The sequence below is a fragment of the Streptomyces sp. NPDC050703 genome, assembly GCF_040654435.1.
Lineage (GTDB): Bacteria > Actinomycetota > Actinomycetes > Streptomycetales > Streptomycetaceae > Streptomyces.
This window is the reverse complement of record NZ_JBFAHX010000003.1, coordinates 53,667-69,672: the sequence shown is the minus strand read 5'-3', so window position 1 is coordinate 69,672 and position 16,006 is coordinate 53,667. Positions and strand designations below refer to the sequence as shown.

Below are 16,006 nucleotides of genomic sequence, written 5' to 3'. Positions count from 1 at the left end.
CCCGGATTCGCGTCAGCTGGTCCAGCCTGGTTCGGCTCGCCTCAGCCTGTGGGTTTCTGCTTCGGTCGGGCAGCACTGCCGTCGGCCGTACGGGCGCCTTCGACGGTCTCGGGGTCCGCGTCCGCGTCGGCGCGCACATCCGCGTCCGCGTCCGCATCCGCACCGGTGTAGGTGTAGGTGTCCGTGTCCGTGCCCGTGTACGCGGTCGTCTCGAAGCCGTTCTCCTTGCGGAACGACTCGTAGATCTGCAGCAGCACCTGCTTCTGGCGCTCGTTGATGGAGGGGTCGGCGAGGATGACGGCGCGCGTCTCCAGTTCGTCCCGCTCCTTCTCGTCGAGGATTCCCGCCCGCACGTACAGCGTCTCGGCGGAGATCCGCAGGGCCTTGGCGACCTGCTGCAGCACCTCCGCGCTCGGCTTGCGGAGGCCGCGCTCGATCTGGCTCAGATACGGATTGGACACCCCGGCGGCGTCGGCGAGCTGACGCAACGACAGCTGCGCGGTGCGCCGCTGCTCGCGCAGGTACTCGCCGAGATTGCCGACGTTGAGTGATGCCATGCCTCCGATGGTGCACCACCCTTGCTAACTCTTGCAAGCACCCGCTTGCAAAAGTGCGCTACACCACGCCCCCGGCATCGGTGTCGGCGTCGACCCCCGGCGCGCCCGCACGGCCCGAAGCCCCCAGCGCCCCCAACGCCACCTCCACCACCCCCCGCAGCCCCTCCGCGTCCGCCCCCGCCCGCGACCGCAGGTTCACCCCGTACGCCAGGAGCGCGAGGATCTCGGCGGTGGCGTCGACGTCCGTTCCCGGGGTCAGGTCCCCCTTCGCGCGTGCCGCCGCCAGTGCCGTCCGCATCGCTCCCCGCAGCCGCTCGTGGTGGTCGTCGAGCAGGGCCCGCACCTCGGGGTCGTCGCGTTCGCCGCCCGCGTGGGCGTTGACGGCCATGCAGCCCCAGCCCGCGTACGGGCCCGTGCAGCGCAGGTCGATGAGGCCCGCGAAGAACGCGCGGATCGCCGGGAGCCCCCGGCCGTCCTCGGCCACGAAGGCGAACGCCCGGTGGGAGTGGTCGCGCAGATAGCGGCGCAGGGCGGCGAGGTACAGCTCCCGCTTGCCCCCGAACGTGGCGTACAGGCTTGAGCGGTTGAGGCCCGTCGCCGTCGCCACGGCCTGGATGGAGGTCGTGGCGGCGCCGTGCTCCCAGAAGAGCCGGACGACGCGGTCCAGCGCCTCGTCCGGGTCGAAGTGCTTGATGTCGGGCATGAGTTGGGCTCCCGCAATCTTGGAACGTTGATTTCAAGATACCCCTTGACGGCCCCGTGGCACCTCACCATGCTGGAAATCCTGAAACGGGCGTTCCAAGTTCGGCGTGCACCCGGTGCGCGCCCCTGCCGACGCGGCGCCCATACACGGAAGGCCCACCGCCATGACCCTCAGGGACGAACTCCGAGACCTGTACGAGAACGGCCACCGCAAGCTGCCCGCCGACGTCCTGGAGGTCATGGACCGCGGCGCCGCCGAACTGCTCGCCACCCGCATCGCCGAGAACGCCCTCACCACCGGCGCTTTGGCGCCCCGCTTCACCCTTCCCTCGGCCACCGGCGACGAGGTGTCCCTCGACGCGCTCCTGGCCGAAGGCCCCGTCGTCCTGACCTTCTACCGCGGCGCCTGGTGCCCCTACTGCAACCTCGCCCTGCGCGCGCTCCAGCAGCACCACGACGCCGTCACCGCCCGCGGCGCCCGCCTCGTGGCCGTCTCCCCGCAGATCCCCGACGAGAGCCTCTCCCTCACCGAGAAGGAGCGGCTCGGCTTCGACGTCCTCAGCGACCTCGGCTCCGACGTCGCGAAGCAGTACGGGATCGCCTTCGACCTCTCCGACGAACTCGGCGCCCTGTACGACCGCCTCGGCTTCGACCTGCACCGCGTCAACGCCGGCCACGCCCGCACCCTGCCGCTGCCCGCCACCTACGTCATCGACCGCGCGGGCGTCATCCGCTGGGCGTTCGTCGACGCCGACTACTCCGTACGGGCCGAGCCCTCCGACATCCTGGCCGCGCTCGACTCCCTCGCGGGGCCGGAGCCGAAGAACGACCGCCGGTAATCGCCCGGCGCCACCCCGACCTGCTTGAGGAAGTGGTGGCGGAGGTTGTTCGCGGTACCGAGGCCGCTCAGCTCCCCCACCTTCTCGACCGACAGGTCCGTCGACTCCAGGAGGCTCTGGGCGCGGGCCACACGCTGGTTGAGCAGCCACTGCAACGGGGTGGTGCCCGTGGCCGCCTGGAGCCTGCGGTAGAAGGTGCGCGGGCTCATCGCCGCCCTGCGCGCCAGGTCGTCGACCGTCAGCGGGCGGTCCAGGCGCGCGCGGGCCCACTCCAGTACGGGACCGAGCCCCGCGTCGTCCGTCTCGGGCACCGCCAGGTCGATGAACTGGGCCTGGCCGCCCGTGCGGTGGGCGGGGACCACCATGCGCCGCGCCAGCTGGTTGGCCACGTGCGCGCCGAGGTCACGGCGGACCAGGTGCAGGCAGAGGTCGAGGCCCGCCGTCATGCCCGCGCTGGTCAGGACGGAGCCCTCGTCCACGTACAGGACGGAGTCGTCGACCTCCACCTCCGGGTAGCGGGCCGCCAGTTGGGCGGTGTGCATCCAGTGCGCGGTGGCCCTGCGGCCGTCGAGGAGGCCCGCTTCGGCGAGGGCGAAGGCGCCGGTGCACAGGGAGACCATGCGGGCGCCCCGCGCGTGGGCCGCGCGCAGGGCGTCGGCCAGTCCGGCCGGCAGCGGCGCCCCGTCCTCGACGCAGGCGTCCGGCACCGAGGCCACGACGACGGTGTCGGCGCCGGCGAGCCCTTCGAGGCCGTACGGGGTGTGCAGGGCGAGGCCGAAGTCGGCGGTCCGCGGGTCGGGGCGACGCGTCGAGCAGAGCCGCAGGTCGTACCAGGAGTCGCAGAGGTCGGGCTGCGGCTTGCCGAACACCGTGATCGGGATGCTCAGTTCGTACAGGTCCCAGGACGGGAACCCGATCTCGTCGGCCACCACCACCGCCACGGAACCAGCGCTCATGCCGCGAGCGTACGAGGCCGCGGGCGCCCGTCGCCCCGGTGGCAGGAATTTGGTGAGCACCGTCACCACTGTCACTGTCCGGTGCCGCCACGCACTGCGAGCGTGTCTCCCATGAACGCCGACAGCAACAGCCGTCCCGTGAACGCCGACAGCAACAGCCCCGCGGCCACCGCGGCCACCCCCGCCCGCACCCCCGTCACCGTCATCGGCCTCGGCCTCATGGGTTCCGCCCTCGCCTCGGCCCTGCTCGACCGCGGGCACGCCGTCACCGTCTGGAACCGCTCACCGGAGAAGGCGAAGCCGCTGGCCGACCGGGGCGCGCACGTGGCGGCGACCCCGGCCGACGCGGTCGCCGCGAGCGGGCTCGTCCTCGCCTGCGTCCTGGACTACGACGCCCTGCACACCGTCCTCGACCCGCTCGCCGAAGCGGGCGCGCTCACCGGCAAGGCCCTGGTCAACCTCACGTCCGGCGCGCCCGAGCAGGCCGAGGCGATGGCGGCCTGGGCGGACGCGCACGGCGCCGGATACCTCGACGGCGGCATCATGACGACCCCGCCGGGCGTCGGGAACCCCGAGATGATGTTCCTCTACAGCGGCTCCGAGGACGTCTTCACGGCCCACCGCCCGGTCCTCGCGGCCCTCGGCGACCCGATCCACCTGGGGCCGGCGCCCGGCCTCGCCTCGCTCTACGACTCCGCCCTGCTCGGCCTGATGTGGGCGACGTTCACCGGCTGGCTGCACGGCACCGCCCTGGCGACCGCCGACGGGACGTCCGCCACGGACTTCACCCGGGTCGCGCTGCGCTGGCTGAACGGCGCCGTCTCCCTGTTCCTCACGACGTACGCGCCGCAGGTGGACGCCGGGCACTACCCGGGGGACGACGCGACCGTCGACGTGCAGATCGCGGCGATCGGCCACCTCGTCCACGCCGCCGAGGCGCGCGGCGTGGACAACGCCCTGCCGGAGCTGATCAGGTCGACGATGCGGCGCGCCGCCGCCGCGGGGCACGGGTCCAGCAGTTTCGCCGGGGTGATCGAGGTACTGCGCGGGACGCCTGCCGGGTAGGCCGCCGGATCGGGGGATTCCGCCCCGGTCCGGGGCGGAAACGGCCAGGATGGACGGGGACTGTCCGACCGTCGCCGGCACCCGGGGGAAGCCACCATGAACCGTCCGCTGCGGCACATAGCCGTCTTCTGCGGAATCCTCACCCTGGCACTGCTGCTGCGGGCGACCTGGGTGCAGTTCGCGCAGAACGACAAGCTGGCGAACCACGAGAAGAACCGCCGCGTGCAGATCGAGGCGTTCTCGCACCCCCGCGGCGACATCATCGTCGGCGGCAAGTCCATCACCGGTTCGAAGAAGACGTCCGGCACCGACTTCGCGTACAAGCGGACCTTCAAGGAGGGCCCGATGTACGCGCCGGTGACGGGCTACTTCTCGCAGGCCCAGGGCGCCACCTTCCTGGAGGGCGTCCACAACGGCATCCTCAGCGGCAACGACGACCGGCTCTTCATCAAGCGCACCCTGGACATGCTGACCGGCGAGAAGCAGCAGGGCGGCGACGTCGTCACCACCATCGACCCCAAGGCCCAGAAGGCCGCGTACGACGGTCTGGTGAAGCTGAACGCCAAGGGCGCCGTCGTCGCGCTCGACCCCCGCACCGGCAAGGTGCTCGCCCTGGCCAGCACCCCTTCGTACGACCCCTCGGTCTTCGCGGGCATCTCGGCGGCGGAGGGGCGCGAGTTCAAGCGGCTCGACCGGCGCAAGGACAAGCCGCTGAGCAACCGCGCGCTGCGCGAGATCTACCCGCCCGGCTCCACGTTCAAGATCCTCACCGCGGCCGCCGCCCTGGAGCACGGCGTCGTGACGGACATCGAGAAGCCGACCGGCGCCGAGACCCCGTACAAACTGCCCCTCAGCTCCACCCGCATCGGCAACGACGTGCCCGACTCCAACTGCGACAAGGTCTCGATGAAGACCGGCATGCAGTGGTCCTGCAACAACGTCTTCCTCGACATCGCGGACAAGGTCGGCAAGGACAAGATGCGCGAGACGGCGGAGCAGTTCGGCTTCAACGCCCAGCAGTACGTCCCCGTACGCGCGGTCGCGAGCAGCTACCCGAAGGACCTCGACAAGCCGCAGACCGCGCTGACCGGCATGGGCCAGGGCAGCCTGACCAGCACTCCCCTCCAGATGGCGATGGTCACGGCGGGCCTCGCCAACGACGGCAAGGTCATGAAGCCGTACATGGTCGAGGAGCTGCGCGGCCCGGACCTCTCCACGATCGAGAAGGCCGAGCCGGACGATCTCAACCAGGCCGTCTCCGAGGACACCGCGGAGAAGGTGCAGGAGATGATGGAGAACACCGTCGAGAACGGCACCGCGAACAAGGCGCGGATCGACGGCGTCACGGTCGGCGGCAAGACCGGCACCGCGCAGCACGGCGCGGACGTCAACGACGAGCGGCCGTACGCCTGGTTCGTCTCCTACGCCAAGTCCCCCGGCGGCGACGAGTCACCGGTCGCCGTCGCGGTCTTCGTCGACCCGTCCAACATGGACATCCCCCGCTCGGAGATCGCGGGCGGCAAGCTGGGCGCGCCGATCGCCAAGGCGGTCATGGAGGCGGTCCTGGAGCGCTGAGCAGGGCATCCCTCACTCCTCCCAGGGGAGCGGCCTGCTGTGCAGTACGTCGAGGCGGGAGACGGCGCGCGTCAGCACGACGTACAGCCGGTGCGGTCCGCGCCGCTCGGCCTCCGCGATCTCGGCGGGTTCGACGGCGACGACGTGGTCGTACTCCAGGCCCTTGGCGAGCGAGGCGGGCAGGACGGTCACGCGCGCCCCCGGTTCGTCGGGGTCCGCGGTCTCGTCGGGGCTCGCGGTCTCGTCGGGGTCCGCCGCCCCGTCGGGGTGCGACGTCGCGATGCCGGCGGTGGTGAGGGCCGCGCGCAGCCGCTCGGCCGAGCCGTCGGCGGCGATGACCCCGATGGAGCCCTCCCGCCCCAGCGCCGCGCGCACGGCCTCGACCGCGGCGGGCACCACGTCCCGCACCTCGCGGACGGTCAGCTCCCCGTCGTCGCGCAGTGAACGCGCGGGCGGCACGTCGACGTCCAGTTGTCCCAGCAGCCGGTTGGCGAGCCCGATGACCGCCCGCGGCACGCGGAACCCGGTGGTCAGCCGGGCGACCTCGGCCTGCGGCTTCCCGAGGTGGCCGAGCAGCTCGGGCCAGCCGCGGGCCGCCCAGGGCGTCGTGGCCTGCGCCAGATCGCCGAGTACCGTCAGCGAGCCGAAGTCCGCCCTGCGCGCGATGGCCCTGCACTCCATCGGCGAGAGGTCCTGCGCCTCGTCCACGACGATGTGCGCGTACCCCGCGGGCCGTTCGAGCAGCCCCTCGATCTCGTCCATCAGCACGAGGTCGGCGGCGGTCCACCTCGCCGACCTGTACGAGCGCGGGGGCCCGGCCCAGCGGATCGCCCGCTGCTCGTCGGCGTCGAGGAGGCCGTCCGCGGCCTCGGCCAGCGCCGCCGGGTCGGCGAGCAGCCCCGCGAGGAATTCGTCGGCCCTGACCTTGGGCCAGCTCCCGTCGACGAACGCGGTGACGGCGCGGGCCCCGGAGACCTTCCGCAGCCAGGTGCCGCCGCGCGGTCCCGAACGCCGCTCGGCCTGCTCCCGCACGAGCCGCACGGCCCGGCTGCGCACCCGCTCACGCCCGGTGGCGTACGGCGGCTCCTCGGCCCGCACGTCCGCGACGACGCGCGCCAGTTCGCCGAGCGGCACCCGCCAGCGGTACGAGCCGTCGGGCACCGCGAGGTCATCGGTGGGCGGCGTGACGCGGGAGTAGAGCGCGCGGCGCAGCACCTCGGCCATGCGGACGTCGTGCTTGACGACCGCGGCGGCCTCGTCGTCACGGGCGCGCACGGGGTGCCGCCCGACCTCGTCCGCCACGGTGGACTGCCGCACGCCGCTCTCCCCGAGCGAGGGCAGCACCTCGGCGATGTAGCGCAGGAAGGTGCGGTTGGGCCCGAGGACGAGCATCCCGGAACGCCGTACGCGCTGGGGGTGCGTATAGAGCAGATACGCCGCCCTGTGCAGCCCCACGGCGGTCTTGCCGGTGCCGGGGGCGCCCTGGACGCAGAGGGAGGCGGCGAGTTCCCCGCGTACGAGGTCGTCCTGGTCGGGCTGGATGGTGGCGGCGATGTCCCGCATGGGGCCGACGCGGGGCCGCTCGATCTCATGAGCAACGATGCGGCTGCGGCTGCGGCTGCCGTGCGGGTGGGCCTGTGCCGCGGGCCCCCCTTCGCCGAGGGGTTCGTCCTCCATGCCGGTGAGGTCGGCGGAGTCGCCCTTGCTGCCGGGGGCCCAGCCGAACCGCCGCCGGACGGCGACGCCCTGCGGGTCGCGGGCACCGGCCTGGTAGAACGCCCGCGAGACGGGCGCCCGCCAGTCGACCACCAGCGGCGGCGCCGCGGGGTCCTCGGTGATGCGCAGCCGCCCGATGTAGTACCGCTGCCGCCGGTGCTCCCCGGCCCCCTCCTCCCCGAAGTCGAGCCGCCCGAAGAACAGCGGCGCCTCGGGCAGCTCCCGGAGGGCTCTGGCGTGGCTGCGGAACTGGTATCCGAGCACTTCGGCGTCGGCCCCCGACGCGGACACGTCGGCGCCGGTGAGGACGCGCTCCTGGGCGCCTTCGACCATGCCGCGGAGGGCGGCGCGGCAGGTGTCGTGGTACCGGCGCTCCTCGGCGAGGGCAGTCGTGGGGGTCGTGTTGGCGGAGGTCGTGGTCGCGGGGCGGGCGCTCATGGGGCGAGACTAACGCAACCAGGTAACGTTCGTAACCGAGTAACGATTGACCCCTTGGTACGGACATAACCCGGTAACGTCTATATCCGTAACCGAGTCTCACCCGGCCGCCTAGACTCACCCCATGACCACGGAAGCCGACAACGGCGGCGGCGCCCCCTCCCCCGGCCTGCGCGAGCGCAAGAAGGCGCAGCGCTACCAGGCGATCTCCGAGGCGGCGATCGCCCTCTTCCTCGACAAGGGCTACGACAAGGTGTCCGTCGCGGAGGTGGCGGCAGCGGCCGAGATCTCCAAGCCGACCCTCTTCCGCTACTTCGCCTCCAAGGAGGACCTGGTCCTCCACCGCTTCGCCGACCACGAGGAGGAGGCCGCCCGCGTGGTCGCCGACCGCCCCGCCAAGCGGCCCGCGCTCGACGCGCTGCAGCGCCACTTCCTGGACGGCCTGGAACGCCACGACCCGGTGACCGGCCTCAACGACGCCCCCGGAGTCCTCTCCTACCTGCGGCTCCTCTACGGCACCCCGGCCCTGGTCGCCCGCCTGTACGCCTACCAGGACCGCACCGAGAGCGCCCTCGCCGAAGCCCTGCTCACCGCCCACGGCGGCCACCCCCTCGAAGCCCGCCTCGCCGCCGGCCAGATCGTGGCCGTCCGGCGGATTCTCGCGGAGGAGAACATGCGCAGGATCAGGGCGGGCGAGAGCGCGGCCGAGGTGTGGCCGGACGCGGTGACCTCGGCGAACAGGGCGTTCGCCCAGCTCAGGTCGGGGCTGGCGCGCTACGCCTGACAGCGCCGCCCACGCCCGGGGCCGCTGCTCGCACCGGCCCGCCGCTCCGCCCGCGCCGCGTCGGCACGCGACTGCTCTCGTCGGCGTACGACCACTTCCTCAGCGCCTCCACGATGCGGGGCCGGGCGGGCACACTCGTCATGCCGAGCACGGGCCCTGCGGCGGCCAGGACGGTACGGATCTTCTCGGCGGCCCTGAAGAGCGAACGGTCGGCGAAGCCCTGCCGCAGGTCCAGGGTGAGCGAGGCGCGGATGGCGTCCGTGAAGACCGACTGCGCTCTCTTGTAGTCGAGGAGGCGGGGCAGGTCGTCCTCCCAGTTGTCGGAGCTTCCCGGCCTCGCGTCGTCGACGGCATGGCACCAGGAGCGGATGACGTCGGTTGCCTGGTCCGGCCGGTACCGCATGAGATACAGATGGGTGGCCAGGTCGTACAGCGGGTCGCCGATCATCGCCAGTTCCCAGTCGATGGTCCAGAGCCGACCTTCGGGATCGACGATGAAGTTCTCTCTGTGCAGGTCCCCGTGGAGCAGTGAGAAGGGCCGGCCGCTCATTCCCGCGACGCGTTCCCGGAGCCTCACGAAGCAGTCGGGCCTGATGCCGAGCGAGTGGAACAGTCCGCCGAATCTCCGTGCGTTGCCGAGGTAGACCCTCTCCTCGGTGAAGCAGATCAGCCGCTCAAGGAACCCCGCCGTGTCCCCGTCGGCCGGCCGGTCCTCCGCGGCGCATTCGCGTCCTGCTTTCAGCTCGTGGTGGTCGACCCGGCCCAGTTCGCCGAAGAGTTCCGTGATCTGGGCGAGCAGGTGCCGCGGAATGACGTCGACGAACGCGTGGCGTGAACCGAGGGTGGTGCCCTCGATGAACCGCTGAAGCCCGCACTCGCCGACATCGATGATCTCGGGAATCCTGCTGATGCGGCCGTGCAGCGCCCGCAGCAGTTCCTCCTCCGACCTGAAGCAGCGCCGGTCGAAATGGAGGAGATCCTTGCGGGGCTCACGGCACTTCCAGCGGCCGCTTCCCGTCATCCCGGGCTCGTCCGGCAGCGGGAACACGTAGGTCTCGTGGTGGTAGCCCTTGAGGGGTCCGACGAGGAACGTCTCGTCGCCACTGACCCGAGCGGCGAGTTCGCGCGCCGAGGTGGGCGCTGCGGATGGTGGCATAGCGTGCTCTCAGCCAGGACTGACCCTACGGTGCGGAAGGGGAGCAGGCTACTACTGTGATCGACTGTGCCACCGCCGTTGTTCTCAACTGTCCGGCAACACAACCCCCAGAGGTGACCGCACGTTCACACGTCCGGGCGCACGTTCACACGTCCGGGCGCACGTTCACACGTCCGGGCGCCCGCTCGCCGATGGGCGCCCGAGGGACTCGCTGGCCCGGCGATCCGGCGTGGTCCACACTGACTGGGATGACTCTCCAGAGGCCCGAGGACGACGGCTCCCCGGACAGGGACGTACTGACCGGTCTCCTGGCACGTTCCCAAGCTCTGCTCTTCGATTTCGACGGTCCCGTCACGCGCTTCTTCGCGGACTACCCGACGGCTCCCGTCGCCGCCGAGATGAAGGACCTCCTGGCGGACCGCCGCGTGCGGCTGCCTCCCTCGGTCCGGGCGTCACAGGACTCGCACGGGCTCCTCCACCTCCTCAGGGACGAGGTGTTCCCCGAGGACAGGCCGGACGCCGAGGCGCAGAAGACGCTGGAACTCGTCGAGGGCATCGTCACCGCCCACGAGTACCGGGCCGTCCGGAAGGCCCGGCCGGAGGCCGGCATCACGTCCTTGCTGTCCACGCTGCGCGACCGGGGCAAGCGCCTCGTCGTCGTCAGCAACAACGCCGAGGGACCGGTGCGTGCCTTCCTCGGCCGCGCGGGACTCTCCCCCCGCTTCGAGGGCGTGTTCGGCCGCGATCCCCACGAACTCCGCCACATGAAGCCCCACCCCCGGTGCGTCGACCTGGCCGTCGGCTTCCTCGGCGTATCGCCGGAGGACTGCCTGCTGGTGGGGGACCAGCCGACCGACCTGGAAGCCGCGCACCGCGCCGGCGTCCCTTTCCTCGGGTACGCCAGGAGCACCGCCGTAGCCCGGCGGATGCGCGCTGAGCACGCCGCTTGGGCCGGCACGTCGCTCCGGCCCGTCCTCACCGCCGCGGAAGCACTCCCGGCCGCCCCTCGGACCCTTCCGCCCCACGGATCATGACGCCATGATGGTGCGTCGACACCAGGGGGTTGAGATTGGCCGCGCGCAATCCGGGGGGACGCGCCGATCCGTCGGCACTCACCGCGTTACGGGAACGGCTGGCGGATCTGAGACCACGCCTCGTCAAATGGCTGCTGTCGTCCGTGGCCGTGCTCGGAGTGGCCGCCGAACTCATTGAACCCGTCGGCGACGCCTTGCAGGGGCAGCAGTTCCTCGGCGGGTCGTTCGCGGCGGTGGTGGCGCTCATACTCTTCGACGCCATCAGCGATACCGGAGAGCGGGAGGATTCCGGCGTCGACGTGCTCAGGACCCTGAGCGAACTCAACGGCCCCGTCCACGAGGCCTTCCAGGAACCGCACGTCGACATCTACTTCTCCGGCTTCACCATGGAGACGCTCTACGGCCTCATCAGAGACCCGCTCATGGGCGTGGCGGACGGCACGATCAGACCGAAGCGCGTGAGGCTGCGCATCATCGTCGCCCACCTCGACCTCCCGATGAACCTCCCGGGAGCGCTGAGCCCTCACCCCGACGGGTCCGATCGCGTGGTGTTCGGCGACTCGGAGGAGAACCGCCGGCGGATGCGCGAGGACTACACCCTCAAGTACTGGCGCGAACTGCGCGCGCTGCTCGACCGCATCCGGCGGCACGACCACCGCATCACCATCGAGTGCGAGGTACGGGAGTCACCGCACGGCCCCCAGGCGAAGCTGTACATCCTCAACGAGGAGCGCGTCTTCCACGGTTGGTACGGGATCGAGGAGAGCACCTTCGAGAGGGACGGCCGTGTGTACGACTTCCTCGATGCCGCCGGGCTCGGGATCAAGCACGGGGACGCGCGGTACTTCGGGTGGACCGTGCGGAGCGGTACGAAGACGACGCGGCAGGTCGCGCGGTCCCACCTGGAGTGGTTCCAGAACCTCTGGGACGTGCTCGACCGGGTGAAGCCCGCCACGCCGGTGATACGGAACCCGGTCTGGGAGCCGCCCCGGCCGCCCTCGGCGTCCGGCTCACCTCACTGAGCCCCTGCTCCACAACTGATCGCGCACCGGCTCCCACCCGGACACCAGGGCCTCCGCGCCCGCCTCGCGGAGCAGGGCGGCCTTGGTCTCGTTGCGGGCGAAGCCCACGAAGCCGACGCCTGCCCGGCGGGCGGCGCGGCAGTCCGAGGGGGTGTCGCCGATCATCACCGTCTCGGCGGGGGCCGCGCCCATCGCGCTCATCGCCCTGCGCAGGCAGTGCGGGTCGGGCTTGAGGAGGTCGAGGCGGGACGTGCGGCCGTAGATGTGGGGGGCGAAGCAGGGGGTCAGGCCGCGGAGGCCGAGGTAGCGGGTCACCGCCCGCGGGGAGTTGTTCGTCGCGATGGCGAGCCGCGTGCCGACGGCCGACCAGGTCCGTATGACCGAGTCGGCGTAGGGGGTCGGCCAGGCGCTCCCCGCCGCCCGCAGTTCCTGCTGGGTCAGCCTCTCCTCCAGCTCGGTCACGAGATCGCTGCCCCGGTATCTCGCGTCGACCGCGCGCAGCACCTGGAAGGGGTCCCGTTCCCCGCGCACGTCGTCCGTCAGGAGCCCGTGCAGCCCCCGCTCGGCCAGCCAGCCGATCTGTGCCTCGGCGATGTGTGGCGCGGAGTGCCCGGCGAAGAGTCTGCAGATGGGGCCGTCGAAGTCGAGGAGGGCGAAGCGCGCCCGGGTGATCAGCTCCCCGGCGGCCCGCGCCTCCGCCGCCGCCACCGCGGCCCGCGCCTCCGCCGCCGCTCGCTCCGCCCGCTGTCCCTGTGCCGCGTCCGACGGCGTCGCGTCTGAGTTCACCTAAGAGAGTGTCAGGTCCGAGGTGATGGTTGCCCAGAGGGCGTCGAACCACTTCTGCGACTCGTCGACGAACGTGGCGTCACGTGAGGCCGGCCCCGCCTTCTCGAAGGAGAACAGGGGGGCCGTGATGCCGCCGGCGTCGTACATGTCCATCGCCTCGGCGCCGCTCGCGTCGTCCAGGAGGACCTGTTCGCGCCCGAGCGTGTAGTAGGCCAGCAGCGCCTCCTTGCCGTTCACCAGGTACAGCTTCACCGGCGTCGTGAACGGCAGCGCCCTGAACTGCACCGAGACGTCGATGCCGTGGGAGGAGCGCAGGGCGCGGAGGTTGTGGCGGAGCACCTGGCCCTGGGCGTTGCGCTGGGCCAGCCAGCGGCGGTGGAGGCGCTCCGTGCTCGCGGGGTCGGCCTCGACCGGCACGGGGAAGGCGAGCGTGATGTCGCTGCTGGGCAGCAGGATGCGTACGGAGATGGATTCGGGGCGGATGCGGCCCTCGTGGATGAGGCGGACCGGCTCCCCCAGGGCGATCATCAGGGTCTCCGCGGTGTACGACACGACGTCGATCCGCACCTGCGGCTCCGCGAACGCCGCCGCGAGGCGTGGGGCGAGCGCGACCATGGACGGCTGCGGGCCCTGGCTCACGGGCGCGGGGCCCGCCTCGGCGACCCGCGGCGGGCTGCCCTTGCTGACGTTGGAGAGCAGCCCTTCGCTCTGGAGCTTCTTCATCGCCTGCCGCACGGTGCCGCGCTCCACGCCGAACTCCTCGGCCAGCTCGGCCTGGGTCGGCAGGCGGTCGCCGGCTCTGAGCTGGCCGGCCCGGATGCGTTCGCGCAGGGTGTCGGCGATGTCCTGGGGTGAGAGCTTTCTGCTGCCGTTCACTGCAACGTTCTCCTGGGTCACCACCAAACGATACAACCCCTCGCCATCTCGCGGGAGTTGCAAGTGAGTTGTTTATTCCGGCTCGCCAAGTGGGGACATCCTAAGCAGAGTTGGTTGCCAACTCACCCAAGATGGCAGAAGGAGGCACCACCATGCCCGTCATAGCCCTCCTCGCAGCCGTGGCCGCCGTCGCCGTCGAACAGCTCGTGCAGTGGAAGTACGGTCCGATGGGCATCGTCGGGCTCCTCCTGCTGACCATCGGGGTCAAGGCGAAGAGCCCGGCCTGCAGCTCCGTCGGCGCCGGCGTCCTCGCCCTGATGGTGACCGGTCCCGCCCTGTGACCACCGGCCCGTGACCGGCCTCAGCCCACGAGGTCCAGGTCCTGGCTGATCGTGTTCCACAGCGCGTTGAACCACAGGTGGGACTGCTCCACGAACGTCGTGTCCCGCAGCCCGTCCCCCTGGTGGAAGGGGAAGAGCATCGACTGCGTGCCCTGCGCGTCGTACATCTCCAGGGACTCCTTGCCGATCTCCTCGCCCCGCTTGGCCAGCGTGTAGTACGCGAAGAGCGCCTCCGAGCCGTTGAGCAGGTACAGCTTCACCGGCGGCGTGAACGGCAGCGCCCGGAAGCACACGGACACGTCGATGCCGTGCGACGTGCGCAGCATCCGGAGGTTGTGGCGCAGGACCTGCCCCTGCGCGTTGCGCTGGTCGAGCCACCGGCGGTGCACCTCGCCGCCCTCGTCGTCCCGGTCGTCGACCGGCGTGGGGAAGGCGAGGTCGATGGCGCGGCTGGGCAGCAGCACCCGGACGTCGACCTTGGCCGGTTTCAGCTGTCCGGCGTGTATCTGCCGGAGCGGTTCACCGATCGCCATGGTCAGTGAGATCGATGTCAGGCACAGTGCGTCGATCTCCACGTGAGGCGCCTCGAAGGCGGCCGCGATACGGGGCGCGAGCCCCACCATCGTCGGCTGCGGGCGCACCGCGCCGGGGTCGGCGGGCCCGCGCTCGGACGCCTCCGCGACCGTCGCGGGGCTGCCCTTGGACACGTTGGACAGGAGGTGCTCACGGTGCAGTATGCGCAGCGCCTCCCGTACGGCACCGCGTTCGACGCCGAACTCGTCGGCCAGTTCCGCCTGCGTGGGCATGCGCTGACCCGGCCGCAGGGACCCGGACCTGATGCGCTCGCGCAGGACCTCCGCCACCTCGCGGTGGGAGCGCTGCCGCTTCTTGTTCCCGTTGACCGGGACGTGGTCCGTAGTCACAACCAAACGGTACAACTTCGCGCCATCTTCCGGGAGTTGTCAGGAAGGTGGTTATGAGTCGACTCTCGCGGAGATAACCCAGGAGAAGTTGGTAGCCAACTTGGGCGACATGGTCAGCCCCCCACCGGGCTTGGTCACCACCCCACGGCCGCCGCCGCGAAGTCCCGTCGTCGGCGACCGGTTGGTCACCAGCCGAACGGGGTCCGCCACCCCGATCCCGAAGGAGGGAACGCCATGCCGCTCATCGCCATCGTCGTCGCCGCCCTCGCCATCGGATTCGAGCAGCTCATCCAGTGGAAGTACGGGCCGCTGGGAATCGTCGCCTTCATTCTTCTCACCGTGGGGGTCAAGGCCAGGAACACCAAGCTGAGCGGAGCAGGGGCCGCGCTCCTGGTCCTGCTCCTCGCCCAGTCGAACTGACCGGGCGCGACCGCAGACCCGGTTGACCGGGCTCCCATCCGGAGGGGAGCCGGGAGTCCGGTCGGCCGCCGATGGAAAGAGCCCCGGCTCCCGGCTACGGGGAGCCGGGGCTCACTCACGTCCCGGCGGAGGGGGGGGCCGCCTCCGCCCGCCGTCCTCACACCAGGAGGTCGTCCACCTGCGCCTCGCCCTCGCGGTAGCGCCGGGTGATCTCCGCGCTGCAGTCGTCCGCCGTGCGCTGGAGGAGCTGGCGGCGGCGCGAGACCTGCTGTTCGTACCCGACGAGGCGGCCCATGGCCGCGTGCAGCTCCTCGTCCGTGCGCGCCGCCAGGTCGGAGAGCTCGACCTCGGCGAGCATGTCCGTGGCGAGGCGGCGGTACTCCTCGCCCTGCGGGGTGCCGAGCGTGACGTGCCGCGCCGACGAGCGGTGCCGGGCCGGGGCGTCCGCGAGGATCTCCGAGAGCCGGTCCACGACCGCCGCGTCCGGCGCGGCGGCCTGCGGATCGCTCGGGTCCTTCCGGCGCGCCAGCTCGGCCCGCAGGATGTCGATGCGGCCCTGGAGCAGCCGCCGCACATAACTGAGGTCGGCCTCGTCCCGCTGCGCCGCCCTGCGCAGCCCGCGGAGCTCGGCCAGGCGCCGCGCGGCCAGGTCGAGCTCCGGCACCTCGGGCAGGAGCGGGCCCGTCGTGCGCTGTGCGGGCGGACGCGGAACCGTCGTACGCCGCAGCGAGATGATGCGTCCGGGCGACTGCCCCGCACCTGGTGTGCTCATGTGCCTCTACCCGTCCCCTCGACCGGCCGACGCGGTACACCGCG

Annotated in this window: 17 protein-coding genes; 8 read left to right on the top strand and 9 right to left on the bottom strand. The window is 71.6% G+C overall.

What is annotated here, in order from left to right; translation table 11 throughout:
- Positions 1–41 precede the first annotated feature (41 nt).
- The gene (locus AB0I16_RS03485; protein ID WP_363247641.1) at positions 42–557 is read right to left on the bottom strand and encodes a helix-turn-helix transcriptional regulator; all 516 of its coding nucleotides are present in this window, start codon (positions 555–557) and stop codon (positions 42–44) included.
- A gap of 58 nt (positions 558–615) precedes the next feature.
- A complete protein-coding gene (locus AB0I16_RS03480; RefSeq protein ID WP_363247640.1) occupies positions 616–1,260 on the bottom strand; it encodes a TetR/AcrR family transcriptional regulator in 645 nt (214 codons plus the stop codon).
- Between the two features lie 163 nt (positions 1,261–1,423).
- Here AB0I16_RS03480 and AB0I16_RS03475 point away from each other — a divergent pair, with 163 nt between their 5' ends.
- Positions 1,424–2,098 (top strand): peroxiredoxin-like family protein, encoded by a 675-nt coding sequence (locus tag AB0I16_RS03475; protein ID WP_363247639.1) that lies wholly within the window; start codon positions 1,424–1,426, stop codon positions 2,096–2,098.
- Here the strand turns inward: AB0I16_RS03475 and AB0I16_RS03470 are convergent.
- On the bottom strand, positions 2,014–3,054 hold the full coding sequence (locus AB0I16_RS03470; protein ID WP_363247638.1) for a helix-turn-helix domain-containing protein: 1,041 nt from the start codon (positions 3,052–3,054) through the stop codon (positions 2,014–2,016). The genes AB0I16_RS03475 and AB0I16_RS03470 overlap by 85 nt on opposite strands.
- Positions 3,055–3,165: 111 nt before the next feature.
- Here AB0I16_RS03470 and AB0I16_RS03465 point away from each other — a divergent pair, with 111 nt between their 5' ends.
- Both AB0I16_RS03465 and AB0I16_RS03460 read left to right on the top strand, forming a co-directional pair.
- Positions 3,166–4,119 (top strand): NAD(P)-binding domain-containing protein, encoded by a 954-nt coding sequence (locus tag AB0I16_RS03465; protein ID WP_363247637.1) that lies wholly within the window; start codon positions 3,166–3,168, stop codon positions 4,117–4,119.
- A 96-nt stretch (positions 4,120–4,215) separates the two neighbouring features.
- A complete protein-coding gene (locus tag AB0I16_RS03460; RefSeq protein ID WP_363247636.1) occupies positions 4,216–5,694 on the top strand; it encodes a penicillin-binding protein 2 in 1,479 nt (492 codons plus the stop codon).
- A 12-nt stretch (positions 5,695–5,706) separates the two neighbouring features.
- Here AB0I16_RS03460 and AB0I16_RS03455 read toward each other — a convergent pair whose 3' ends face one another.
- A complete protein-coding gene (locus AB0I16_RS03455) occupies positions 5,707–7,848 on the bottom strand; it encodes an AAA family ATPase (RefSeq protein ID WP_363247635.1) in 2,142 nt (713 codons plus the stop codon).
- Between the two features lie 124 nt (positions 7,849–7,972).
- Here AB0I16_RS03455 and AB0I16_RS03450 point away from each other — a divergent pair, with 124 nt between their 5' ends.
- The gene (locus AB0I16_RS03450; RefSeq protein ID WP_363247634.1) at positions 7,973–8,632 is read left to right on the top strand and encodes a TetR/AcrR family transcriptional regulator; all 660 of its coding nucleotides are present in this window, start codon (positions 7,973–7,975) and stop codon (positions 8,630–8,632) included.
- On the opposite strand, the gene AB0I16_RS03445 is transcribed toward AB0I16_RS03450, so the two are convergent.
- A complete protein-coding gene (locus tag AB0I16_RS03445) occupies positions 8,604–9,788 on the bottom strand; it encodes a phosphotransferase (RefSeq protein ID WP_363247633.1) in 1,185 nt (394 codons plus the stop codon). The two genes, AB0I16_RS03450 and AB0I16_RS03445, sit on opposite strands and share 29 nt — an antisense overlap.
- Positions 9,789–10,036: 248 nt before the next feature.
- On the opposite strand from AB0I16_RS03445, the gene AB0I16_RS03440 reads away from it, so the two are divergent.
- Both AB0I16_RS03440 and AB0I16_RS03435 read left to right on the top strand, forming a co-directional pair.
- Positions 10,037–10,822 carry an HAD-IA family hydrolase gene (locus AB0I16_RS03440; protein WP_363247632.1) on the top strand — a complete coding sequence of 262 codons (786 nt, stop codon included), beginning with the start codon at positions 10,037–10,039 and terminating at the stop codon, positions 10,820–10,822.
- 143 nt (positions 10,823–10,965) lie between these two features.
- A complete protein-coding gene (locus tag AB0I16_RS03435) occupies positions 10,966–11,844 on the top strand; it encodes a hypothetical protein (protein ID WP_363247631.1) in 879 nt (292 codons plus the stop codon).
- Here AB0I16_RS03435 and AB0I16_RS03430 read toward each other — a convergent pair.
- Positions 11,833–12,552 (bottom strand): HAD-IA family hydrolase, encoded by a 720-nt coding sequence (locus AB0I16_RS03430; protein ID WP_363247868.1) that lies wholly within the window; start codon positions 12,550–12,552, stop codon positions 11,833–11,835. The genes AB0I16_RS03435 and AB0I16_RS03430 overlap by 12 nt on opposite strands.
- A gap of 78 nt (positions 12,553–12,630) precedes the next feature.
- Positions 12,631–13,533, bottom strand: coding sequence for a winged helix-turn-helix domain-containing protein (locus tag AB0I16_RS03425; RefSeq protein WP_363247630.1), 903 nt, complete (start codon positions 13,531–13,533; stop codon positions 12,631–12,633).
- 125 nt (positions 13,534–13,658) lie between these two features.
- Here AB0I16_RS03425 and AB0I16_RS03420 point away from each other — a divergent pair, with 125 nt between their 5' ends.
- Complete coding sequence (locus AB0I16_RS03420) at positions 13,659–13,847, top strand: hypothetical protein (protein ID WP_363247629.1); 189 nt, start codon at positions 13,659–13,661, stop codon at positions 13,845–13,847.
- Positions 13,848–13,867: 20 nt separating this feature from the next.
- On the opposite strand, the gene AB0I16_RS03415 is transcribed toward AB0I16_RS03420, so the two are convergent.
- Complete coding sequence (locus tag AB0I16_RS03415) at positions 13,868–14,776, bottom strand: GntR family transcriptional regulator (RefSeq protein ID WP_363247628.1); 909 nt, start codon at positions 14,774–14,776, stop codon at positions 13,868–13,870.
- Positions 14,777–15,004: 228 nt separating this feature from the next.
- On the opposite strand from AB0I16_RS03415, the gene AB0I16_RS03410 reads away from it, so the two are divergent.
- Entirely contained in the window at positions 15,005–15,190 is a 186-nt protein-coding gene (locus AB0I16_RS03410; RefSeq protein ID WP_363247627.1) for a hypothetical protein, read from the top strand.
- Between the two features lie 157 nt (positions 15,191–15,347).
- Here the strand turns inward: AB0I16_RS03410 and AB0I16_RS03405 are convergent, their stop codons facing one another.
- Complete coding sequence (locus AB0I16_RS03405; protein ID WP_363247626.1) at positions 15,348–15,962, bottom strand: ABC transporter substrate-binding protein; 615 nt, start codon at positions 15,960–15,962, stop codon at positions 15,348–15,350.
- Between the last annotated feature and the right edge of the window lie 44 nt (positions 15,963–16,006).